Genomic DNA, 20,809 nt, shown 5'->3' on the forward strand with positions numbered 1-20,809 from the left:
AGCCTGGTGGCGGCGCGCTTTTGATCGCCTCGCGGATACGGAAGTGGGTCCCGCAGCGGCAGACGTTCGCGATCGCGTCGATATCGGCGTCCGTGGGGTTCTTCGTGCGCTTCAGCAGGGCCACCGCCGCCATGATCTGGCCGGGCTGGCAGAAGCCGCGCTGGGCCATGTCCTGCTCCAGCCAGGCCTCCTGCGCGGGGTGCAGCCGGTCACCGTCCGCCAGCCCCTCGATGGTGGTGACCTCCCTCCCCGTGGCCTCGGCCACGGGAACCACACAGGGATTGACCGCCTCGCCGTCGAGATGGCTGGTGCGGGCCTTGCAGATGTCGATCCCGCAGCCGTACTTGGGGCCACGCACGCCGAGCAGATCGCGCAGTACCCACAGCAGGGGCAGGTCGTCGGGGGCGTCGACGGTCACGGACTTCCCGTTGACGGTGAAGGTGTGGGAGGGCACGTACGTTCTCCTGTCAGGGTGCTGAGGGCGCTGAGCCGAGAGGGCTCAGTGGGCGCTCGGCGGATGTTCACCCGGCGCTCAGCGAGGAAAGGGAGTGAAGCCGACGTCGAAGTTGACGGGGAAAGCGCGCGGCTTCGTGCCGATGGCCCGGGCGCAAGGGACTTGGTGCTTCCTCCGGCGTGACGTGGGCGACGCCTGTTCGGCCGACGGGTGAGACCGGTGCTGTTGTCGAGTTCCTTCGACGGGACCAGCCCGGGAAGGATGAAGCGGGCTCGCCACAGGTCGTGGAGCAACGCGTCTCGCCGCCGATCACCGAAGACCCACTCCGCTCGATCCTCATGCTCCGGTTTTCGGCGATCTCGGCGATCGTCATGCCGTCGGCCGCGTGGGCGTACTCGTTCGCCGGGATGTCGGCGGCGCTCGGGGGAGAGCGCCCCAGCCGCCCGGCGGGACCGATTTCGGCGCAGGCCGAGCAGGGTGCGGTACTCGCCCTGCTCAAGCCGAGACCGGAGAGGGTTCTCTGCCGAAGAGCGCGGCCCGCGCGCCCCCTTCCGACACCGCCTGTTCCGACCACCGTCCGGTGCACAGCGGCCGGTGTCGACGCACAGTCGAGGCGTACGTATCCCTCGCTGCCGGAGCCGAAAACCGGTGACCGCCCCGGACCGTCAGCCGTGGACGTGCAGGCCGTCGAGGAGCGGGTGGTGGCTGTGCCGCCAGCCGGCGCCGACCCGTCGTGCGTCGGCCAGATGCGGGTGCCCGGCGGGAAGACCGGCGTGCTCGTGCTCGACGGCCGCCGCTTCCCGCGCCGGCCACAGGCGTACGGCGAGCAGCGCCGCGGCCAGGGCGACAGCACCCAGGGCGAGCACCGCGGACCGGAGGCCGGCCGTCGCGCCGAGCCATCCGGCCAGCGGGTACGTGAGCAGCCAGCAACTGTGCGAGAGGGAGAACTGGGCAGCGAACGCGGAGGTGCGCGCCTCGGCGGGCGCCGCCCGGCGGATCAGCCGCCCGGTCGGAGTGAGTACCACCGAGCAGGCGGCACCGAACGCGGTCCAGGCCGCCAGCAGCGCGGGCCAGCGCCAACTGCCGCCGCCCGCCGTGGTGATGGCGCCGAGCATGGCGAAGACCGGGGTGAGCGACAGAGCTCCCCGCAGCATCAGCGCACGGTCCGGTACGCGGTCGAGCACCCGGGGCAGGAGGAGCGCCACGACCATCGAGCCCGCACCGAACGCGCCGAGCGCCAGCGGTACGTCGCCGGCGCTCCGGCCGAGCTGGTCGCGGACGTACACCACGGTGTTGACGGTGACCATGGCACCCGCGGCGGCCACCGCCAGATCGAGCGCGAGCAGGGCGCGCAACTGAGGGACGGCGAGGAAGAGACGGGTGCCCGCGGTCGCCCCCGCACGGATGCCGCCGGTCGGCGGGGCGGCGGTGGCGAGGGTGAGGGCGGGCTTGGGCAGCACGGCGGAGGTGACCAGGGCGGCCGAGGCCAGGAAACCGGCAACGGTGCCCAGGAACAGCCAGTTGTAGGTGACCAGTGACAGCAGCGCGGCGGCGAGGGCCGGGCTGAGCAGACTCTCCAGGTCGTAGGCGAGCCGGGACAGGGACAGGGCCCGGGTGTAGTCGCGTTCGGCGGGAAGTACGTCGGGTACGACTGCCTGGAAGGTGGGGGTGAACGTGGCCGACGCCGCCTGGAGCAGGAAGATCAGGACGTACACCTGCCAGATTTGGTCCACGAACGGCAGCAGCAGAGCGACCCCGGCTCGCGCGAGGTCCGCCCCGATCAGCAGCGCGCGGCGCGGCAGCCGGTCGGCGACCGCGCCGACGGCCGGGGCGATCGCCACGTACGCCACCATCTTGACCGCGAGTGCCGTGCCGAGCACCGATCCGGCGTCGGCGCCCGCGAGATCGTAGGCGAGCAGGGCGAGGGCGACCGTCGCCAGGCCGGTGCCGGTCAGGGCGACGACCTGGGCGGTGAAGAGGCGGCGGTAGGTGCGGTTGCGGAGTACGGCGAGCATGCGGCGATCCCTTGGCCGGTCGGGGAGCGGGCGCGGTCCCACTCCACTGTAGCCATAGGTGCGCACCTGTGCACATGTTGCCGCGGGAATCGGTACGCCGGCACTCTCGACGGGTCCGTCCTGCCTCTACGCTGAGGGCATGCCTGCTCGCGAGACCTTGCCAACCGCGGCCGACACGCACCTGCGTGCCCCGGACAGCGCGCGTCTCGCTGAGGCGACCGAGGTGTTCGCGCTGCTGTCCGACGCGACGCGGCTGCACCTGCTGTGGCTGCTCGCACAGGGGGAGTCGGACGTCGGCTCGCTGACGGAGCGCTGCGAGGCGTCGCGGACGGCGGTCAGTCAGCACCTGGCGAAGCTACGGCTGGCGGGGCTGGTGGAGACGCGGCGCGAAGGGCGGTACGTCCACTACAGCCTGCGTGACGGGCATCTGCGGCGCCTGGTGATGGAGGCGTTGAGCCACGCCGACCACCGGGTCAGCGGCAGCGCGCCGCACGACTGAGGTCCGGCGCCCCCAGACCCCCGGCTGTCGGCCCTGAACGGGCCCCGTCCTCAAACGCCGGACGGGCTGAAAGACCAAGCCCCGGCCGGGGGTATCCAGCCCTTCCGGCGTTTGAGGAGCGGGGGTTCGAGGGCTGCGCCCCCGAGGAAAGGCTGTCTACTGGGCGGCGCTCCGGCGTCGTACGAGAAGGACGGCCCCGCCTGCCACGACAACCACTGCCGCGCCGATGCCGATCCAGGCAGCCGCGGACATCCCACCGTCGTCGCTCGCCGCCTCGGCCGCCGGCGAGGCCGACGCCTCCGTGGCCTCGGCCGTGGGTGTCGGCGACGCGGAGGCGGACGGCGACGGCGACTCGGACGCCGTCTCGCTCGGCGACGGGCTCACCGGCTTCGCACCCGGCGCGGCAGCCTTCAGCTTGAGCACGGGCGCGGGCTGCTCACCGTTCTCGTCCAGCTCGATCCAGCGGTCGATCTTGCCGTCGCTGTAGGTCTGCAACGACTTGAAGGCGAGCTCCTTCGCGTCGGGGAGCTGCCGCACGACGACGGAGTATTCCGCGCTCACGCCGGTCTTGAGGGCCGCGCCCCTGACCGTGTATCCCTCGTCGTCGGTCGCGAACTTCCAGCCCTTGGGGCCCTCGCCGTACGTCACGTCACCGGGCGCGATGCCCTTGGGCAGGATGACGCGGACCTCGGTGATCCCGGCGGTGTCGGACTCCGCTTCCGCGTGGAAGGAGATCTCGACGTTCTCGGCGAGCGCCTGGGCCTTGTCGGACTCGACCTCCATGTGGGCGGCGGCCGGTCCGGCGGTGAGGAGGACAAGGGTGGCGGCAGCGGCTGCCAGGAGGGTCAGGCGGCGCGCGGTGCCGTTCTGGGCGGGGGCAGTGAACATGGGTGTCTCCGGGTCTTTCGGGGCGTGCGGTGGTACGGAACGGCCGACCCGCGTCGGGCCGTTCCGGCAGGGTCAGTTGGCGAGGGCGAGCCACGCCGGCGGAGGACCCCGCCGTACCACCACGTCCGCGAGAAGCGCCCCCCTGAGCGACGGCTGCTCGGTCCGGCGCGGGCGGCGCACCCGCGATCCGCGCCCGGTCGGCGTCGGTCGGCCGCCGAGCAGCGCCCGTACGGTGGCGATCCGCGTCCGTACCGTGTCGACAGCCCCGGTCAGGCCGCGCGCCAGTGTCCAGCAGGCCGCGTCCGCGCGGTGCAGCAGCACGGCGACGAGTACGGCGGCCACGGCATGGAGGACCGTCATCGCGGCCGAGTGGTGCAGCCCCTCGGACCAGGTCCCATGGGCCGGCATCGCATGATGCGCATGCGCATGCGAGGGCAGGGACGTGCTCGTGGCCGCCGCTCGGCGTGAGTGGGCGGCCGACAGCCACACATGCAGTCCGGTCTGCGCCGCCGCGCTCGTCACCACCACCACGGCAAGCGAACGAGGGCGCCGCGTACCGACCAGGCCCACCACGAACAGCAACACCGCCGCCACCACGCTCGGCCGCCACGGGGCGGGCCCCTCGGCGACCAGATGATGCGCGCTGACCCCGAGCACCGTCCCGACGACGGCGAACACCGCTGCCCGGAACACGGGCAGGGGCGCGGAGCGCGTCGTCGGCGTACGGAGCATGGTCATGGCCCGCCCATCATCAACCATGCGGCGACCGGGCAGGGACCGGGTCTCAGGAATTTCTCATTCCATTCCCATGGCCGACCCAGGCATTGGTCACAGGCTGGTCAAGTATCCAAGGAGGGCGGGGGGTTCGCACACCGGGTTCGTAGCCGGGGGTCAAGGAGGCACAGTCATGGTCCTGGTCGGTCCGGAAGTACGCCGAGTGGCCCGTGGGTTGAGGCGGCGGGTACGACGGTTCGCGGAGCCACCCGTGCCGCGGTCCGCCCACCGGCTCGTCCCGGACCCGGTGTTCGTGATCTCCTCCGTGCGCTCCGGCTCCACACTCCTGCGGGTCCTGCTCAACAGTCACCCGCAGATCCGGGCGCCGCACGAGATGCACCTGCGTACCCTGTCGGTCGACCTCACCAAGCCGTACACCAGCAAGGCCATGGACCAACTCGACCTCGACCAGCGCGAGTTGGAGCACCTGCTGTGGGACCGCATCCTCCACCGGGAACTCGTGCGCAGCGGCAAGCAGATCATCGTGGACAAGACACCCGGCAACGCGGGCTTCTGGGAGCGGCTCGCGGAGGGCTGGCCGAAGGCCCGGTACGTCTTCCTGCTGCGCCATCCCGCGTCGATGGTGAGCAGCCTGATCAACAACCGTCCCGACCGCGACCTCGGCGCGACCGTACGGGAGGTGCGCATGTACGTCGAGGCGGTCGAAGCGGCCCGGAACGGGCTGGACGGCATCACGGTCCGCTACGAGGACCTGACCGAGCGGCCCGAGGCGGTCACCCGGGACATCTGTGCGTATCTCGGTGTGCCCTGGACACCGAAGATGCTCGACTACCGCAAGGGCGATCACGGCCCCTTCGTGCCTTTCATCGGTGACTGGAGCGACAACATCAAGTCCGGGAAGATCCAGCGGGCCCGGCCGCTGCCGGACGCCGAGGACGTCCCGGAGGCGTTGCGCGACCTCGCCCGCACCTGGGGGTATCCCTGTTGAGGCGGCTGCCCGCTCGGCCCTGACCGGCTCCCGGCGTCTATACGATGTCCGCTCGGGAAACTGACGGGCGGCGGACGGGAGACAGGGCGTGACGGAGCACCGGCGGCGTCCCCGGCGACGGGGGCAGGGTGAGCTGGAGGCGCTGGTCCTGTCGGCGCTGCGCGAGGCGGAGGGGCCGGCGACGGCCGGCTGGGTGCAGGAGCGGCTCGGTGGCGATCTGGCCTACACCACCGTCATCACGATCCTCACCAGGCTGCTGGCCAAGGGCGCGGTCACCCGGGAACGCGTGGGCCGGTCCTTCGCGTGGATGTCCGCGTCCGACGAGGCGGGCCTCGCCGCGCACCGGATGCGCAGGGTGCTGGACGCCGAGAGCGACCGGGCGGCCGTACTGGCCAGCTTCGTCACCGGGCTCGGCCCCGACGACGAGCGGTTGCTGCGCGAACTGCTCGGACGGCCCACGGCGGACCCGGAGAGGGAGGACTGAGTCCCCTAAGGGTGTTCGTGTTTCTGCCGCTGTTTCTGGCGCTGTTCCTGCCGTTGACGGCGTGACCGATCGCCCGTCTGGCTGAACAGCATCTGCATCCGCACACCGCGCCCCGACTGCCGACCGCGGTGGCGGGCGTCATGGCGGCCTGCCCCGGTTCTCAGTCGCCGCCGAACGCCTTCAGGATGCGCTCGGCGGCGAGGGTGGCCGTCAACTCACCCTTCCTTACCTGCTGTTCGAGGCCGGGTGCGAGGGCGCGTACTGCCTCGTCCGCGTGCAGGCGGCCCAGCAGTTCCTCGCGGACCATCGTCCAGGTCCAGTCGACCTGCTGGTCACGGCGTTTGGCGGTGAGACGGCCGGACGAGTCGAGCAGGGCGCGGTGCTGTTCGAGACGGTCCCAGACGGTGTCCAGGCCGGTCGACTCGCGGGCGCTGCACGTCAGCACGGGCGGTGTCCAGGCCACGTCCCTGCCGTGCATCAGCCGCAGGGCGCCCGCCAACTCCCGTGCGGCGGACTGGGCGTCGCGTTCGTGCGGGCCGTCCGCCTTGTTGACCGCGAGCACGTCCGCGAGTTCCAGGACGCCCTTCTTGATGCCCTGCAACTGGTCACCGGTGCGGGCCAGCGTCAGCAGCAGGAACGAGTCGACCATGTTGGCGACGGCGGTCTCGGACTGGCCGACCCCGACCGTCTCCACCAGTACGACGTCGTAGCCCGCCGCCTCCATCACCACGATCGACTCACGCGTCGCCTTGGCGACCCCGCCCAGCGTGCCCGCAGTGGGGGAGGGCCGGATGAAGGCCGCCGGGTCCACGGCCAGGCGTTCCATCCGGGTCTTGTCGCCGAGGATCGAGCCGCCCGTACGGCTGGACGACGGGTCCACCGCGAGCACCGCAACCCGGTGCCCGAGCCCGGTCAGCATCGTGCCGAACGCGTCGATGAACGTCGACTTGCCGACCCCCGGCACCCCGCTGACCCCGATCCGCCGCCCCCGGCCGCTGTGCGGAAGCAGTGCGGTCAGCAACTCCTGCGCCAGCGCCCGGTGCTGGGGCCGGGTCGACTCGACGAGGGTGATGGCCCGCGCCACGATCGCCCGCTTCCCTTCGAGTACGCCCTTGACGTACGCGTCGAGATCGATCACAGGTCGTGCCCGAGGTCGGCCGAGAGCCGCTGGACGAGGTCGTGCGCCGCGTCCGGGATCACCGTCCCGGGCGGGAACACGGCCGCCGCGCCCATCTCCAGGAGGGTCGGCACATCCTGCGGCGGGATCACCCCACCGACGACGATCATGATGTCCTCCCGCCCCTCGGCCGCCAGTTCCTCGCGCAGCGCCGGTACGAGAGTGAGGTGACCGGCGGCCAGCGAGGACACCCCGACGATGTGGACGTCCGCCTCCACCGCCTGCCGGGCGACCTCGCCCGGGGTCTGGAACAGCGGGCCGACGTCGACGTCGAAGCCGAGGTCGGCGAAGGCGGTGGCGATCACCTTCTGGCCGCGGTCGTGGCCGTCCTGGCCCATCTTGGCGACCAGGATGCGCGGCCGGCGCCCCTCGGCCTCCTCGAAGGCGTCCACCAGCGTGCGGGTGCGGTCGACGGACGGGGACTCGCCTGCTTCGTTGCGGTACACCCCGGCGATCGTACGGATCTGGCCCGCGTGCCGCCCGTACACCTTCTCCAGCGCGTCGGAGATCTCTCCGACCGTCGCCTTCGCGCGGGCGGCGTTCACCGCCAGCTCCAGCAGGTTGCCCTCACCGCCCGCCGCCCGGGTCAGCGCGTCCAGTGAGTCCTGGCAGGCCCGCTCGTCGCGTTCCGCGCGCAGCCGCCGCAGCTTCTCGATCTGCTGGGCGCGTACGGAGGAGTTGTCGACCTTGAGGACGTCGATCCGCTCGTCGGTCTCCACGCGGTACTTGTTGACGCCGATCACCGTCTGGCGCCCCGAGTCGATGCGGGCCTGGGTGCGCGCCGAGGCCTCCTCGATGCGCAGCTTGGGGATGCCCGCGTCGATGGCCTGCGCCATGCCGCCCGCCGCCTCGACCTCCTCGATGTGCTGCCAGGCGCGGCGAGCGAGGTCGTACGTCAGCTTCTCGACGTACGCGCTGCCGCCCCACGGGTCGATGACCCGGGTCGTGCCCGACTCCTGCTGGATCAGCAGCTGGGTGTTGCGGGCGATGCGCGCCGAGAAGTCGGTGGGCAGCGCGAGCGCCTCGTCCAGGGCGTTGGTGTGCAGCGACTGGGTGTGGCCCTGGGTCGCGGCCATCGCCTCCACGGCCGTACGCGTCACGTTGTTGAACACGTCCTGCGCGGTCAGCGACCAGCCCGAGGTCTGCGAATGGGTGCGCAGGGAAAGGGACTTGGCGTTCTGCGGGTCGAACTGCCTGACCAGCCTGGCCCACAGCAGGCGCGCCGCGCGCAGCTTGGCGATCTCCATGAAGAAGTTCATGCCGATCGCCCAGAAGAAGGAGAGCCGGGGCGCGAACGCGTCCACGTCCATCCCCGCGTCCCGCCCCGCCCGGATGTACTCGACCCCGTCCGCCAGCGTGTACGCGAGCTCCAGGTCGGCCGTCGCGCCCGCCTCCTGGATGTGATAGCCGGAGATCGAGATGGAGTTGTAGCGGGGCATGCGCTGCGAGGTGTACGCGAAGATGTCGGAGATGATCCGCATCGACGGCTTCGGCGGATAGATGTAGGTGTTGCGGACCATGAACTCCTTGAGGATGTCGTTCTGGATGGTCCCGGCCAGCTTCTCGGGCGGCACGCCCTGTTCCTCCGCCGCCACGATGTACAGCGCGAGGACGGGCAGCACCGCGCCGTTCATCGTCATCGACACGGTCATCCTGTCCAGCGGGATGCCGTCGAAGAGCTGCCGCATGTCGTAGATCGAGTCGATCGCCACGCCCGCCATGCCGACGTCACCGGTCACGCGCGGGTGGTCGCTGTCGTAACCCCGGTGCGTGGGCAGGTCGAAGGCGACCGACAGGCCCTTCTGGCCGGCCGCGAGGTTGCGGCGGTAGAAGGCGTTGGACTCCTCGGCGGTGGAGAACCCCGCGTACTGGCGGATCGTCCAGGGCTGGTTGACGTACATCGTCGGGTACGGGCCGCGCAGATACGGCGCGGCACCCGGGTACGTCGACAGGAAGTCCAGGCCCTCCAGGTCACGGCCGGTGTAGAGCGGCTTGACCGCGATGCCCTCGGGCGTCTCCCAGAAGGTGCCGTCCGAGCCAGTGGTCGCCTTGACGGCCGTACGCCAGTCGTCGGCGCCGGCGATGGCGGTCGGGGTCCCCAGTTCGATTCCGGAGAAGTCGGGGATTCCCATCAGGACGCTCCCATGCGGTCGAGGGTGGCGGAGAGCACGGCGACGGCGTCGCAGCCCGCGAAGACGTACGCGTCGACATCGGTGTACTGCCCGGGACGGCCGGCGAGGAACACGTGCGAGGCGCCGACGGCCTTCAGTTCCGCTGCCACGGTCGCGGCCTGCTCCTCGTACAGCGTGTCACTGGAGCAGAGGCAGACCTCGGTGGCGCCGCTCTCCTCGAAGGTGCCCTCCGTGACGGGCTCGATGCCGCCGGCCTGGAAGAGGTTCGATACGAAGGTCGTCCTGGCGCTGTGCGCGGCGGCCGGGCCGATGGTCGCGAGGTAGACGCGCGGCCGGGTTCCGGTGGCGGCGAGGTGGGCGTCGGAGCGGGCGCGCAGCGCCTCGTACGCCTCGTCGCGCCGCACCCGGGGGAGCCCGCCGGACGGCGGTACGGGCGCGGGCTCGCGGTCCGGGAGGCGCTCGGCGAGATTCGGGAACTCGCTGACCCCGGTGATGGGCTCGCGCCGTTTGGCCAGCTTGGCGGAGCGGGCCGCCCAGGTGGTGGCCAGCGCCTCGCCCAACCGGCCCGAGCGGAGGGCGGTCGCGGAGCCGCCCAGGCCCTCGATCCACTGGAAGAACTCCCAGCCCGCGTGGGCGAGCTCGTCGGTGAGCCGCTCCACGTACCAGGAGCCGCCCGCCGGGTCGATCACCCGTGCCAGATGCGACTCCTCGACCAGGATCGTCGAGGTGTTGCGGGCGATCCGGCGCGCGAACGCGTCCGGCAGGCCCAGCGCGTGGTCGAAGGGGAGCACGGTGACCGAGTCGGCGCCGCCGACCCCGGCGGCCAAGGTGGCGACCGTCGTGCGGAGCATGTTCACCCACGGGTCGCGGCGCGACATCATCACCGGCGAGGTCACGACGTGCTGCAGTTGTGCCCCGGCCGCCGGTGCCCCGGACACCTCGGCGACCCGCGCCCACAGCCGTCGGGCCGCGCGCAGCTTGGCGACCGTCAGGAACTGGTCGGCGGTGGCCGCGTACCGGAACTCCAGCTGTGCACAGGCCTGTCCGACGGACAGTCCCGCCTCGGTCAGCTCGCGCAGGTAGGCGACACCGGTCGCCAGGGACGCGCCCAGCTCCTGCGCGGCCGAGCCGCCGGCCTCGTGGTAGGGCAGCGCGTCCACGGTCAGCGCGCGCAGCCCCGGGTACTGCTCGGCGCACAGTCGCGCGAGTGCGACGACGGGCGCGAAGGCCAGCTCCTCGCCGGTGCGGGCCTCGTGGCCCAGCGGGTCGCCGCCGAGGTTGCCGCGGGCCGCCTGCTCGGCGACGCCCCGCTCCTCGTAGAGCCGCAACAACTCCCGTGCCGCGGGCTCGACTTCCTGTCCGGCGTCGAGGACGACGGGGGCCAGGTCGAGAAAGACGCCGTCGAGGGCCCGGGCGAGCGAGGCCACCGGAATCGCGTCCGGGCCGACGGTCAGCCAGAGCGAGGTGACGCCGTTCTCCAGGTCCGCGAGCACCGCGTCGCCGGCGAGGGTCGCGTGCCGCTGCCGTACGTCCCAGCCTGCGACGGTGTTTCCCTCGGGGCGTCCGCCCCGAACGAAGGGGGCGAAGCCGGGGAGGCCGGGCTCGGGAGCCTCGTCGTGCGCCGTGTAGAGAGGGCGGGTGGTGATTCCGTCCTCGAGCGCGGTGGACAGCGCGTCCTCGGCTGTCGCGGCGGAGACCTCCTTGCCCGCTTTGCGCAGGACGCCTTCCACCAGGCGCTGCCACTGTTCATGGGACGTCGAAGGGAACTCGGCGGCCAGTGAGAGCCCGTCGTTGGGCAGGACTGTCATGCCCGGATGCTAGGGCAGAGAGGTCGGGCCGCAGCAGAGGCCGAGCCTGTGACCTTGACCTCCGATGATCTGTGACCTCGGCCTCATGGCGCTGTCGGACCCAGCGGTGCCGGTGGGAACGGCCCGCGCGACCCTCCACCGGCCGGGATCGTCGCCCATTCCGGCACGGTGAGTCAATGGGGCGAGCGCGTACCCCCTTGATAGGCAAGTGCATACTTGCCTATGGTGGGTGTGTGGCCGACGACCTGTTCAAAGCCCTGGCCGATCCCACCCGCCGGAAGATCCTCGACGAACTCACCGAACGCCCCGGACAGACTCTGTTCGAGATCTGCTCGCGGCTGAGCATGAAGCACCGGCTCGGCATCTCGCGCCAGGCGGTCTCCCAGCATCTGGCCGTGCTGGAGGCCGCCGGCCTGGTCGAGAGCCGGCGGGAGGGGCGCTACAAATTCCATGACCTGAACACCGCACCGCTCAAGACCATCGCCGAGCGGTGGATCAGGCCCGACGAATCAGAGAGCACACCATGAGGATTCACCTGACCAGCGTCTTCGTCGACGACCAGGACAAGGCCCTGCGCTTCTACACGGACGTGCTGGGCTTCGTGAAGAAGACCGAGGTCCCGGTGGGCGAGGACCGGTGGCTGACCGTGGTCTCGCCCGAGGATCCCGCTGGGACCGAACTGCTGCTCGAACCGTCCGGCCATCCCGCGGTGAAGCCGTACAGGGACGCGCTGGCCAGGGACGGGATCCCGGCCACCGCCTTCGCCGTGGACGACGTCCACGCGGAGTACGACCGGCTCCGCGGTCTGGGCGTGCGATTCACCCAGGAGCCGCTGGAGATGGGTCCGGTCACCACCGCGGTGCTGGACGACACCTGCGGCAACCTGATCCAGATCGTGCATCAGGCGTAGGGGGCCGACCACCCGGCCCGATAATCGATGGCGGACGAGGTCGGCGCGCGCGACCATGCCCCCATGGATTCGCGTGCGCACGACAACGAAGCAACGGCGACCCGCTGGACGGTCGCGACCGTCTATGACGACATGTGGGTCGACCCGGACGACGACCCGCGCGAGACCGACACCGAGATCGTCGACGAACGCGGCACGCTGATCGAGGGCCTGCGCCACTACCGCCTCACCGTGGAGATGAAGTGCGCCGGTCTGGACGCCGAGCAGATGGCCCGACGCTCCGTACCGCCGTCCACGATGTCCCTGCTCGGGCTGGTGCGGCACCTCACCGAGGACGAACGGCACTTTCGCCGGGTGATGGCCGGTGAGGACACACCCAAGCTGTACCGCACCGACGACGACCGGGACGGCGACTGGAACGGCGCGGTCGCCGATCCGGCGGTCGTGGAGGACGCCTGGAAGCAGTGGCGGGCGGAGACGGAACTCACCGACCGTTTCATCGCCGGTGTCGCCGACCTCGGCACCACCAACGCCGGCTTCTCCGACTTCGGCGCCGAGCCCGGCGGCGAGATCCAGTTGCGCGATGTCCTGTCGGCACACGTCAACGAGTACGCGCGGCACTGCGGCCACGCCGACCTCCTGCGCGAGTGCGTCGACGGCCGAGTGGGCCAGTGACCGGCTGACCGACCGGCCGGGGAAACGCGGCGTCACCTCCGGGACGGACCGGTGCGACAACTCATCGCGCCACCGATGAGTTTTCGTATCAGGATCGGTCGAAAGAGGTGACAGCGTTGCCGCTCCAGGAGGTACCCCATGACCACCGACGGTTTCACCACATGTCTCTGGTTCGACGGACAGGCCGAGGAAGCCGCCCACTTCTACGTGTCGATCTTCAAGAACTCGACCCTGGGCAGGATCGGCTACTACAACGAGGCCGGCCCCGCCCCGGCCGGCGCCGTGCTGGCCGTCGACTTCGTTGCCAACGGCCAGAAGTTCGTCGCCCTGAACGGCGGCCCGCAGTTCACGTTCAGTGAGGCCGTCTCCTTCCAGATCTTCTGCGCCGACCAGCAGGAGGTCGACCACTACTGGGCGAAGCTCACCGAGGGCGGCGGCGAGGGCGGCACCTGCGGGTGGCTCAAGGACAGGTTCGGACTGTCCTGGCAGGTCATTCCGGAGGGCGTCATCGAGTTGATCAGCGACCCGGACCAGGAGAAGGCCGTCCGCACCACCAAGGCCATGTACGGGATGGGCAAACTGGACATCGCCGCCCTGGAGAAGGCGTACGCGGGGGAGTAGGGGACGCCTCCCGCCCGTGCCGGGCCGCCCCGTCCCGGGCGGCCCGGGCAGGCCGGCCGCTGTGCGGTGCCGCAGGGACACCGCCGTGCGGCGGCAGCTCTCGAAGCCGCCGCCGAGGGCGCCTCGCGCATCCTCGGCGGCCTCCACGCTGCTTCACTCGGCCAGGATCTCCCTGATCACATGCCGGGCGTTCGCCGCGAGCACCGGATTCGTCTCCCGGTAGTACGGCAGTTGGATCAGCGAGATCGACAGCGCCCAGCCACGCCCGCGCGCCCACTCGGCGTCGTCGGCGCCGACGGCCTCGCGGAAGGTGTCACGGACGCCGGCGGGCAGCAGGTTCCAGGCGACGATCAGATCGACGGCCGGATCGCCGACCCCGGTACAGCCGAAGTCGATCACGGCACTCAGCCGCCCCTCGGTGACCAGCACGTTGCCCGGGGAGAGGTCCGCGTGCGCCCAGACCGGCGGCCCTGTGTGCTCAGGAGCCCGCAGGGCGTCCTCCCACCGGGCCGTCACCGCCTCCGTGTCCACGGCCCCCGTCAGCTGGGCGAGGGCCGCGCGCGTGGCCGAGTCCCGCGCCTCCAGCGGAACGGCCCGGTAGTGGGACGGGCCGTTCGCCGCGTCGACGCGACGCAGGGCGCGGACGAAGCCGGCGAGTTCCCTGGCCAGTGTCTCGGGAGCTTCCAGGGCGTCGACCGCCGGATTCCGCCCGTCCAGCCAGCCGTACACGGACCAGGGCCACGGGAACCCCTCGGCGGCGCCGCCCCGGCCGAGCGGCTCGGGCACGGCGACCGGCAGCCGCGGCCCCAGCAGGGACAGCCAGCGCTGCTCGTGCTCGATGCTGTCCACCGCGCCGGGATGCCTCGGCAGCCGGACGACCAGTTCACCGCCGAGCCGGAACATCGCGTTCTCGGTCCCGGCGGACTCCAGCCGCTCGACGGGCAGCCCCGCCCACTCGGGGAACTGCCGGGCGATCAGGCGCTGGACCAGCGGGGTGTCGATCTCTGCCTCGTCGGCATGCATCTTCAGGGCACACATGAGGTCATCCCAGCCGCTGACAGGCCCGCGGTCCACCGAATTTCGGCGGAGCGCGAACGTGGGCACCGGCGCGGGGCCGTCCGGTCGAACGCCCCGCGGCCGGCGCTCAGTTCACGGCGTCATCCCGTTGGTGCACGCGGCCCCGGGCTCGGGGGTCTGCTCGCCCTGGACGTACTTGTCGAGGAACTTGGCGACGCGCGGGTCCGAGGCCTTGTCCACCTTGAGCTGGTGCTCCCAGGCGCTCAGCACGATCGGCGACGACTGGTCCTCGTACGGACTCATGAAGGTGTACGACGTGTTGGTCACCTTCTCGGAGAGCGTCTCGACGTCCGCCTCGGCAGCCTTGTCGTTGTAGGTGATCCAGACAGCACCGTGTTCGAGGGCGTGCACGGCGTTCTCGTTGGGGACCGCCTTGGTGTAGACCTGCCGGTCGCAGTTCACCCACACCTGGTTGTGGTCGCCGCCCACGGGCGGGCTCATCTTGTAGGTGACGGCCTTGGTTACGTGGTTCTGTGTGAGCTTGGACCAGCTCTTCACGCCCGAGATCGGTGCCGCCTTCGCCTCTTCCTTGTCCTGGGCGGAGTCGACCAGATACCAGCCGCCGCCGGCCAGGCCGACGAGTATGACGGCGGTCGCGCCGAGCGTGAGCAGACGCATCCGCCGCTCACGGGCCTGCTCGGTCTTGCGCAGCTCCTCCATGTGGGCGCGGCGGGCCGCGGTCTTCGCCTTGGCGTTGGATGTACCCATGGGATGTCCTTCTCCGTGCCGTGCCTGTCTCCGGGCACGGCGCTGCAAGCTGGGGTGATGGTCGTGGCTGAGGGGATCGGCCCGAGAGGAACGCGTGGGCCCGACCGCGGCCTAGACCCGGAGCAGTTGCAGCTCGTGGAGATCGGGAGGGCGGGCGGCGCCCGGGATCCGCGACAGGCCGAGCGGCAGCCGGGCGGGGGCGGTGCTCAGCTGGTTCAACGCGGCGGCCCGGTCCGCGCCGATGGACGGGGCGTGGTTGAGGACGCCATGGTGCCCGGGGGTGTGACAGCCGTGGTGCGGGCCCTCCTGGCAGGGGTCCCGGTCGGCGATGTGCACGGCGTGTGCCGACGTCGGCCGGGAGGTCCCGGCGTCCGGTGAGGGCATGGCTCCGGCGCAGGAGAACGCGAACGTCGCGAGGACGAGGATCAGGACACCCAGCAGGTGCGGGACGCTGCCGCGGGCGTGCCGTGCCGCTGGGCGACGCACCCGTGCAGCGGACATCTGGACACCTGGAGGTAGGGGAGGAGCCGAAGAGAGATGAGCGCCGATGAAATTATCAGACCGCAGGGGTGTGTTATTGCCGCGCCCTGGGGGTTGTCTGCCGGCCGCGGGTCGGTGGGGGCTTGTCGCGCCCACGCGGCGGAGCCACAGATCGCAACAGCCTCGCGCCCCTCAAGGGGCGCGTCTCCTCCCGTCTGTAACAGCCTGGGCCGCTCGACGCGCGTCCTGGGCGAAGCCTGGCTAGCGTGAGAATCCGGACCACCCGACGAGATCGACGAGACCCGGAGAGGCCGAAACCATGGCCGTGAAACGTGAGGGAACGCCCTGTTGGGCCGACGCGATGTTCAGTGACGTCGAGGGAGCCAAGAGCTTCTACGGCGAGGTGCTCGGCTGGACCTTCGGCGAGTCGTCGTCGGAGTACGGCAACTACACACAGGCGTACGCCGACGGCAAGGCGGTCGCCGCGGTCGTCCCGCCGATGCCCGGGCAGGAGGGGCAGTCGGCGTGGTGCCTGTACCTCGCCTCGCCGGACGCCGCCGCCACCGCCACCAAGATCCGTGACAACGGCGGCGAGCTGCTGATGGAGCCGATGCAGGTGGGCGAGTTCGGCACCATGTGCCTGGCCCGCGACCCCAGCGGTGTCGCCTTCGGCGTCTGGCAGGGCGCTGTCCACGAGGGCTTCGAAGCGGGCCCGGAAAAGCCCGGTGCCTACTGCTGGGCCGAGGTCTTCACACGCGAGACCGAGAAGTCGGACACCTTCTTCCAGTCCGTCTTCGGCTACTCGGCCAAGCAGATGGAGGACGACGCCGTCGACTTCCGTATGTACAACCTGGGCGACGACACCGTCCTCGGCCGGATGCGGATGACGGACGACTTCCCGCCCGAGGTGCCGCCGTACATCAACGTGTACTTCACCGTCGGCAACTGCGACGACGCCGTCGCCACGGCCACCAAGCTCGGCGCCGTGCTGCGCTTCGGGCCCATGGACACCCCGTTCGGCCGGTTCGCCGCGTTGAGCGACCCGCAGGGCGCCAACTTCTCCGTCATCGACGTCACGACGACGGTGGGCGAGCTGCCCAAGTCGACGGACGTGGTCTGACGGAGGCGCTCGACGAGGGCCGGGAGCCCGTCGCGCGCATGGCATGATCGAGCGCATGCGTGAACGTGTGGTGGCCGCGTGCGACGGGGCTTCGAAAGGAAATCCGGGGCCTGCGGGCTGGGCCTGGGTGGTGGCCGACGGCTCGGAGAGCCCCACTCGCTGGGAGGCCGGGCCGCTCGGCCGGGCCACCAACAACGTAGCCGAACTCACCGCGCTTGAACGGCTGTTGACGGCCGTCGCACCGGACGTACCGCTGGAGATCCGGATGGACTCCCAGTACGCGATGAAGGCCGTCACCACCTGGCTGCCCGGCTGGAAGCGCAAGGGCTGGAAGACGGCCGCCGGCAAGCCGGTCGCCAACCAGGAACTCGTCGTCCGTATCGACGAACTGCTCGACGGCCGCTCGGTCGAGTTCCGCTACGTGCCCGCCCACCAGGTCGACGGCGACAAGCTCAACGACTTCGCCGACCGTGCCGCCAGCCAGGCCGCGATCGTGCAGCTGTCGGCCGGCAGCGACCTCGGCTCCCCGGAACCCCCGGCCTCGCCGGACACCCCCCGCTCCTCGGCCCCGAAGACGTCCGGCACGAAGACGTCCCGGCCGCGAAGCGGCAACTCCGACCGCACCCTCAAGGCGAAGTTCCCCGGCCGCTGCGTCTGCGGACGGGCCTACGCGGCCGGCGAGACCATCGCCAAGAACGCCCAGGGCTGGGGTCACCCGGATTGCCGTACGGCCGACGTCTGAGCACACCCGCCCGCACCGGCCGTCCCGTGAGGGACGGCGTTCCGGTGTATCCACATCCTGCTACTCTCCGACGCGAACTGACCACCTTCCGTAATTGCTAGGGGTGTGTGTGAAGGTCGCCTGTGTCGGAGGCGGGCCCGCCGGCCTGTATCTCTCGATCCTGCTGAAGCTGCGGGATCCGTCCCACGACATCACCGTGTACGAGCGTGACCCGGCGGGTTCGACCTACGGCTGGGGCGTCACCTACTGGCGCGGGCTGCTCGACAAGCTCCACGAGCACGACCCCGAGTCCGCGCGGGCCATCGGGGACGCCTCCGTGTCCTGGAACCACGGCGTCGCCCACGTGGGCGACAGCGCGACCCGGCACCCGGGCGACGAGGGCTTCGGCATCGGCCGCCACAAGCTCCTCGACATCCTCGCCGACCGGGCCCGACAGCTCGGCGTACGACTGGAGTTCGAGCACGGGATCACCGACGCCGACGAACTGGCCGACGCCGACCTCGTCGTAGCCGCCGACGGCGTCAACAGCGTGCTGCGCGAACAGCACACCGAACACTTCGGCGCCGGACTGAAGGCCGGGCGCAACCGCTACATCTGGCTCGGCACCACCAAGGTCTTCGACGCCTTCACCTTCGGCTTCAAGGAGACGGCGCACGGCTGGATCTGGTGCTACGGCTACGGCTACGGCCAGGACCACAGCACCTGCGTCGTCGAGTGCGCCCCCGAGACCTGGAGCGGCCTCGGCCTCGACCGGGCGAACGAGGCCGACGGCCTGGCCCTGCTGGAGAAGCTCTTCGCCGACCTGCTGGACGGCCACCCCCTGATCGGCCGCTCCGCCGCCGACGGCGCCGCCCAGTGGCTCACCTTCCGCACCCTCACCAACCAGACCTGGCACCACGGCAACCTCGTCCTTCTCGGCGACGCCGCCCACACCACGCACTACTCCATCGGCGCCGGCACCACCCTCGCCCTGGAGGACGCCATCGCCCTGGCCGACGCCCTCCGCGCACACCCCGAACTCCCCGCGGCCCTCACCGCCTACGAGGAGCGGCGCAAGTCGGAACTGCTCTCCATCCAGAGCGCGGCCCGCTACAGCGCCCAGTGGTACGAGAACCTGCCGCGCTACATCAGACTGCCCCCGGCCCAGATGTTCGCCCTGCTCGGCCAGCGACACTCGCCCCTGCTGCCCTATGTGCCGCCCCAGCTGTACTACGGCATCGACCGGGCGGCGGGGCGCCTCGAAGCGCTGCGCCGGTTCAAGCGATGGCTCGGCCCGAAGCTAGCCCGCACCGCGCAAACGCGCGCGCTGGCCTCCCGTACCCGGGAAAAGACCGAGGTCTCCGGGAAATAGCCCGGGTCCGGGAGCTGTTATCGGGTGCCCGCGGAACGCACCTGCGGGAGGCGGCGATCGTGCGGGCCCTGCCGGCCCCTTGACGGGACCTCAGCGCAGCAGCCGGTCGAGGAACGCGTTCCCGAACACGCCGTGCGGGTCGAGCCGGTCCAGGGTCCCGACCGCCTCCTGCCACACGGCGTCCCCGTAGGAGGCCGGCACCGCCGCACCGACGACCTCCTCGTCGCTCCATCCGGCCGTGTCCGTGTACCCCCAGCCCTTGGACCACTCGACCCTGGTCAGCGCGTGTCCGCCGTCGTACGTCGTGAGCAGGAACTGTTCGAGTTCGCGGAAGAACGCCTCCGCGTACGGCGTCCCGGGCAGCGTCAGTACGTTCAGCCAGACGGCGGTGTCCCACTCGGGATGCCCGTCGACCGGTCGCAGCGCGGACAGCAGCGGGGCGTGGGCGCCGGCCGAGTCGGCGTCGCCCGGGCGGTCGAGGCCGGTGGCGCGGATCTCGACCGTGCCGTTGACCGGGAAGCGGCCCGACGCGGCGTACGCGGCGAGACGCTCCCGGTAGAACGCGGTGAACTCCGAGACGACACGCTGTACCTGGGCCCGGCTGGTCAGCACCGCGTAGCCGTTCGCGGTGACCCGGAGAGTCGTCGGCCTGACGTAGAGCAGCGTGTTCTTCGACGGCCCCCAGATGTCCGCCGACAGCGTCGTCACGAGCCCGAGCGCTGCCACGTCCAGCTGCGCGTTGCCGAGCACCGGCGCGAGGTACCAGGCCCCGTCGGACAGGATCCGCCCGACGAGGTCGGCCACCACGGTCGGGACGTTGTCGGAGAAGGGGTAGTTGTACGGCGACGATACGCGCCGTGAGGTCAGCGGCCTGGTCGGCGCGACGCTCCACACCTTCAGCCAGGGGAACTCGGTGAAGGCGAACCAGATCGTCTCGACCCGCCCCGCCTCATCCAGACAGCTCGCGAAGGTCCGCCCGCCGGAACCGCTGCCGGGCGCGGCGAACAGCTCGGCCGCCGCGATGTCCGTACGGCTGACGCAGCGCAGGTTGCTGTTCGCCCCCACCCGCAGCACGACCTCGACGACCAGGGACCGGCCGAGGTGGGTGAGGAGCGCCGCGCAGTCCGCCTCGTCGCGTTCGAACGTCCGCAGAACGTAGGCACCGGAGCCCTCGTCCCACACGACCGCCGTCAGCGACAGCACGCGGTTGCTGAGCGAGCCGTACGTGTGTCCGGGGAGCCGGGTCTCTCCGGCGGCCGGCACGGCGGTGCCGTGCGCGTCGACGGCCAGCGCCCCGCCCAGCGTGAGGTCACCGGGTGCGGGAGCGGCGGTGACCCCCAGGCCCCGCTCCTCCAGATAGGTGAGCAGGGCCTCCAGGGTGACTCCGGTGCCGGCGCGCACGGCGGCCGGGCCGGTGGACTCCAGGACGAGACCGGTGAGACGGGGAGCGGTGTCGATGAGCAGCACGGGTGCGCCGGACTCCGTACCGGTGGTGATCGTCAGGGGCGACCAGCCGTGCGCGGAGCCCCGGGCGCGGACCGTCCAGCCGTGCCGCCAGGCCCAGTTGACGACGTCGACCACCTGGCCGGGGTCGGCCGGCGCGCACGCCCACAGTCCGTCGGCGGTGATCTCGCCGACCCAGTTGCGGTAGCCGGAGCGGTAGGGCGTGACGTCCGCCGGGAAGTCGGGAAGCTCGCCGGCGGCGACAGCCGGGTCGACCGCGATCGCCACCAGGGCGAGGGAGGCCGCGCCGAGCAGGAAACCGCGGCGCGTCCACGCGGAGTCGCCGTCCTCGGGAGTGTCGGAACCATCGGATCGCGCCAGGTGATCAGTCACCCGGTCACGCTAGAGGGTGACGGTTATCGAATAGTTGCCTGATTCATCAATTCACTCGTGCGGGTGAAGTGGAGGCGTGGGGGTTTGGCGGGGTCCGGGTGGGCCCCGT

20 protein-coding genes and 2 pseudogenes are annotated in these 20,809 nt (G+C 71.1%); 11 read left to right on the forward strand and 11 right to left on the reverse strand.

Going from position 1 to position 20,809, the window contains the following annotated elements:
* Positions 1 to 13 precede the first annotated feature (13 nt).
* Positions 14 to 454: pseudogene (locus IEY89_RS30645) on the reverse strand ((2Fe-2S)-binding protein); the annotation flags it as partial.
* A gap of 665 nt (positions 455 to 1,119) precedes the next feature.
* A complete protein-coding gene (locus IEY89_RS30650; RefSeq protein WP_189150774.1) occupies positions 1,120 to 2,469 on the reverse strand; it encodes an MFS transporter in 1,350 nt (449 codons plus the stop codon).
* 139 nt (positions 2,470 to 2,608) lie between these two features.
* Between IEY89_RS30650 and IEY89_RS30655 the strand changes: the two genes are divergently transcribed.
* A complete protein-coding gene (locus tag IEY89_RS30655) occupies positions 2,609 to 2,968 on the forward strand; it encodes an ArsR/SmtB family transcription factor (protein ID WP_189150775.1) in 360 nt (119 codons plus the stop codon).
* 156 nt (positions 2,969 to 3,124) lie between these two features.
* Here IEY89_RS30655 and IEY89_RS30660 read toward each other — a convergent pair whose 3' ends face one another.
* Both IEY89_RS30660 and IEY89_RS30665 read right to left on the reverse strand, forming a co-directional pair.
* The gene (locus IEY89_RS30660; protein ID WP_189150776.1) at positions 3,125 to 3,856 is read right to left on the reverse strand and encodes a DUF1775 domain-containing protein; all 732 of its coding nucleotides are present in this window, start codon (positions 3,854 to 3,856) and stop codon (positions 3,125 to 3,127) included.
* Positions 3,857 to 3,928: 72 nt separating this feature from the next.
* Positions 3,929 to 4,594, reverse strand: a complete 666-nt coding sequence (locus tag IEY89_RS30665; protein WP_189150777.1) for a hypothetical protein — start codon at positions 4,592 to 4,594, stop codon at positions 3,929 to 3,931.
* Between the two features lie 247 nt (positions 4,595 to 4,841).
* Between IEY89_RS30665 and IEY89_RS30670 the strand changes: the two genes are divergently transcribed.
* From IEY89_RS30670 to IEY89_RS42025, 3 genes and pseudogenes are all read left to right on the forward strand, one after another.
* Complete coding sequence (locus IEY89_RS30670) at positions 4,842 to 5,579, forward strand: sulfotransferase family protein (RefSeq protein WP_189150778.1); 738 nt, start codon at positions 4,842 to 4,844, stop codon at positions 5,577 to 5,579.
* An 88-nt stretch (positions 5,580 to 5,667) separates the two neighbouring features.
* On the forward strand, positions 5,668 to 6,063 hold the full coding sequence (locus IEY89_RS30675; RefSeq protein WP_189150779.1) for a BlaI/MecI/CopY family transcriptional regulator: 396 nt from the start codon (positions 5,668 to 5,670) through the stop codon (positions 6,061 to 6,063).
* 11 nt (positions 6,064 to 6,074) lie between these two features.
* Positions 6,075 to 6,215 (forward strand): annotated as a pseudogene (locus IEY89_RS42025) (M56 family peptidase); the annotation flags it as partial.
* Between the two features lie 8 nt (positions 6,216 to 6,223).
* On the opposite strand, the gene meaB reads toward IEY89_RS42025, so the two are convergent.
* The 3 genes from meaB to IEY89_RS30690 are packed head-to-tail and all read right to left on the reverse strand — an operon-like array spanning position 6,224 to position 11,180.
* Positions 6,224 to 7,201: a methylmalonyl Co-A mutase-associated GTPase MeaB gene (gene meaB, locus IEY89_RS30680; protein ID WP_189150780.1), complete on the reverse strand. Its 978-nt coding sequence runs from the start codon at positions 7,199 to 7,201 to the stop codon at positions 6,224 to 6,226.
* The gene (gene scpA / locus IEY89_RS30685; RefSeq protein ID WP_189150781.1) at positions 7,198 to 9,372 is read right to left on the reverse strand and encodes a methylmalonyl-CoA mutase; all 2,175 of its coding nucleotides are present in this window, start codon (positions 9,370 to 9,372) and stop codon (positions 7,198 to 7,200) included. Before scpA ends, meaB begins: the two co-directional genes overlap by 4 nt.
* Complete coding sequence (locus IEY89_RS30690; RefSeq protein WP_189150782.1) at positions 9,372 to 11,180, reverse strand: methylmalonyl-CoA mutase subunit beta; 1,809 nt, start codon at positions 11,178 to 11,180, stop codon at positions 9,372 to 9,374. Before IEY89_RS30690 ends, scpA begins: the two co-directional genes overlap by 1 nt.
* A gap of 233 nt (positions 11,181 to 11,413) precedes the next feature.
* On the opposite strand from IEY89_RS30690, the gene IEY89_RS30695 reads away from it, so the two are divergent.
* From IEY89_RS30695 to IEY89_RS30710, 4 genes are all read left to right on the forward strand, one after another.
* Entirely contained in the window at positions 11,414 to 11,707 is a 294-nt protein-coding gene (locus tag IEY89_RS30695; protein ID WP_189150783.1) for an ArsR/SmtB family transcription factor, read from the forward strand.
* Positions 11,704 to 12,090, forward strand: coding sequence for a VOC family protein (locus IEY89_RS30700; RefSeq protein WP_189150784.1), 387 nt, complete (start codon positions 11,704 to 11,706; stop codon positions 12,088 to 12,090). Before IEY89_RS30695 ends, IEY89_RS30700 begins: the two co-directional genes overlap by 4 nt.
* Positions 12,091 to 12,153: 63 nt before the next feature.
* Entirely contained in the window at positions 12,154 to 12,765 is a 612-nt protein-coding gene (locus IEY89_RS30705) for a DinB family protein (RefSeq protein WP_189150785.1), read from the forward strand.
* A gap of 138 nt (positions 12,766 to 12,903) precedes the next feature.
* On the forward strand, positions 12,904 to 13,386 hold the full coding sequence (locus IEY89_RS30710; RefSeq protein ID WP_189150786.1) for a VOC family protein: 483 nt from the start codon (positions 12,904 to 12,906) through the stop codon (positions 13,384 to 13,386).
* Between the two features lie 153 nt (positions 13,387 to 13,539).
* Here IEY89_RS30710 and IEY89_RS30715 read toward each other — a convergent pair whose 3' ends face one another.
* The 3 genes from IEY89_RS30715 to IEY89_RS30725 all read right to left on the reverse strand — a co-directional run bounded on the left by IEY89_RS30715 (position 13,540) and on the right by IEY89_RS30725 (position 15,672).
* A complete protein-coding gene (locus IEY89_RS30715; protein ID WP_189150787.1) occupies positions 13,540 to 14,424 on the reverse strand; it encodes an aminoglycoside phosphotransferase family protein in 885 nt (294 codons plus the stop codon).
* 111 nt (positions 14,425 to 14,535) lie between these two features.
* The gene (locus IEY89_RS30720) at positions 14,536 to 15,171 is read right to left on the reverse strand and encodes a thioredoxin-like domain-containing protein (protein WP_189150788.1); all 636 of its coding nucleotides are present in this window, start codon (positions 15,169 to 15,171) and stop codon (positions 14,536 to 14,538) included.
* A gap of 111 nt (positions 15,172 to 15,282) precedes the next feature.
* The gene (locus IEY89_RS30725) at positions 15,283 to 15,672 is read right to left on the reverse strand and encodes a hypothetical protein (protein ID WP_189150789.1); all 390 of its coding nucleotides are present in this window, start codon (positions 15,670 to 15,672) and stop codon (positions 15,283 to 15,285) included.
* A gap of 298 nt (positions 15,673 to 15,970) precedes the next feature.
* Between IEY89_RS30725 and IEY89_RS30730 the strand changes: the two genes are divergently transcribed.
* The 3 genes from IEY89_RS30730 to IEY89_RS30740 all read left to right on the forward strand — a co-directional run bounded on the left by IEY89_RS30730 (position 15,971) and on the right by IEY89_RS30740 (position 18,864).
* Positions 15,971 to 16,771: a VOC family protein gene (locus tag IEY89_RS30730; protein WP_189150790.1), complete on the forward strand. Its 801-nt coding sequence runs from the start codon at positions 15,971 to 15,973 to the stop codon at positions 16,769 to 16,771.
* Positions 16,772 to 16,814: 43 nt separating this feature from the next.
* A complete protein-coding gene (locus tag IEY89_RS30735) occupies positions 16,815 to 17,513 on the forward strand; it encodes a ribonuclease H family protein (RefSeq protein WP_189150791.1) in 699 nt (232 codons plus the stop codon).
* Between the two features lie 109 nt (positions 17,514 to 17,622).
* Positions 17,623 to 18,864: an FAD-dependent monooxygenase gene (locus tag IEY89_RS30740; RefSeq protein WP_373287312.1), complete on the forward strand. Its 1,242-nt coding sequence runs from the start codon at positions 17,623 to 17,625 to the stop codon at positions 18,862 to 18,864.
* 90 nt (positions 18,865 to 18,954) lie between these two features.
* Here IEY89_RS30740 and IEY89_RS30745 read toward each other — a convergent pair whose 3' ends face one another.
* Positions 18,955 to 20,700: a cholesterol oxidase substrate-binding domain-containing protein gene (locus IEY89_RS30745; RefSeq protein WP_229695487.1), complete on the reverse strand. Its 1,746-nt coding sequence runs from the start codon at positions 20,698 to 20,700 to the stop codon at positions 18,955 to 18,957.
* Positions 20,701 to 20,809: the final 109 nt, after the last annotated feature.

Origin of the sequence: Streptomyces lacrimifluminis (assembly GCF_014646095.1) — a bacterium.
Classification (GTDB): Bacteria; Actinomycetota; Actinomycetes; order Streptomycetales; family Streptomycetaceae; genus Streptomyces; species Streptomyces lacrimifluminis.

Coding starts and splice junctions, on each gene's coding strand:
- IEY89_RS30710 (WP_189150786.1), top strand. CDS start 12,904: ATGACCACCGACGGTTTCACCACATGTCTCTGGTTCGACGGACAGGCC.
- IEY89_RS30730 (WP_189150790.1), top strand. CDS start 15,971: ATGGCCGTGAAACGTGAGGGAACGCCCTGTTGGGCCGACGCGATGTTC.
- IEY89_RS30705 (WP_189150785.1), top strand. CDS start 12,154: ATGGATTCGCGTGCGCACGACAACGAAGCAACGGCGACCCGCTGGACG.
- IEY89_RS30650 (WP_189150774.1), bottom strand. CDS start 2,469: ATGCTCGCCGTACTCCGCAACCGCACCTACCGCCGCCTCTTCACCGCC.
- IEY89_RS30655 (WP_189150775.1), top strand. CDS start 2,609: ATGCCTGCTCGCGAGACCTTGCCAACCGCGGCCGACACGCACCTGCGT.
- IEY89_RS30665 (WP_189150777.1), bottom strand. CDS start 4,594: ATGACCATGCTCCGTACGCCGACGACGCGCTCCGCGCCCCTGCCCGTG.
- IEY89_RS30700 (WP_189150784.1), top strand. CDS start 11,704: ATGAGGATTCACCTGACCAGCGTCTTCGTCGACGACCAGGACAAGGCC.
- IEY89_RS30725 (WP_189150789.1), bottom strand. CDS start 15,672: ATGTCCGCTGCACGGGTGCGTCGCCCAGCGGCACGGCACGCCCGCGGC.
- IEY89_RS30735 (WP_189150791.1), top strand. CDS start 16,815: ATGATCGAGCGCATGCGTGAACGTGTGGTGGCCGCGTGCGACGGGGCT.
- IEY89_RS30720 (WP_189150788.1), bottom strand. CDS start 15,171: ATGGGTACATCCAACGCCAAGGCGAAGACCGCGGCCCGCCGCGCCCAC.
- scpA (WP_189150781.1), bottom strand. CDS start 9,372: ATGGGAATCCCCGACTTCTCCGGAATCGAACTGGGGACCCCGACCGCC.
- IEY89_RS30715 (WP_189150787.1), bottom strand. CDS start 14,424: ATGTGTGCCCTGAAGATGCATGCCGACGAGGCAGAGATCGACACCCCG.
- IEY89_RS30690 (WP_189150782.1), bottom strand. CDS start 11,180: ATGACAGTCCTGCCCAACGACGGGCTCTCACTGGCCGCCGAGTTCCCT.
- IEY89_RS30660 (WP_189150776.1), bottom strand. CDS start 3,856: ATGTTCACTGCCCCCGCCCAGAACGGCACCGCGCGCCGCCTGACCCTC.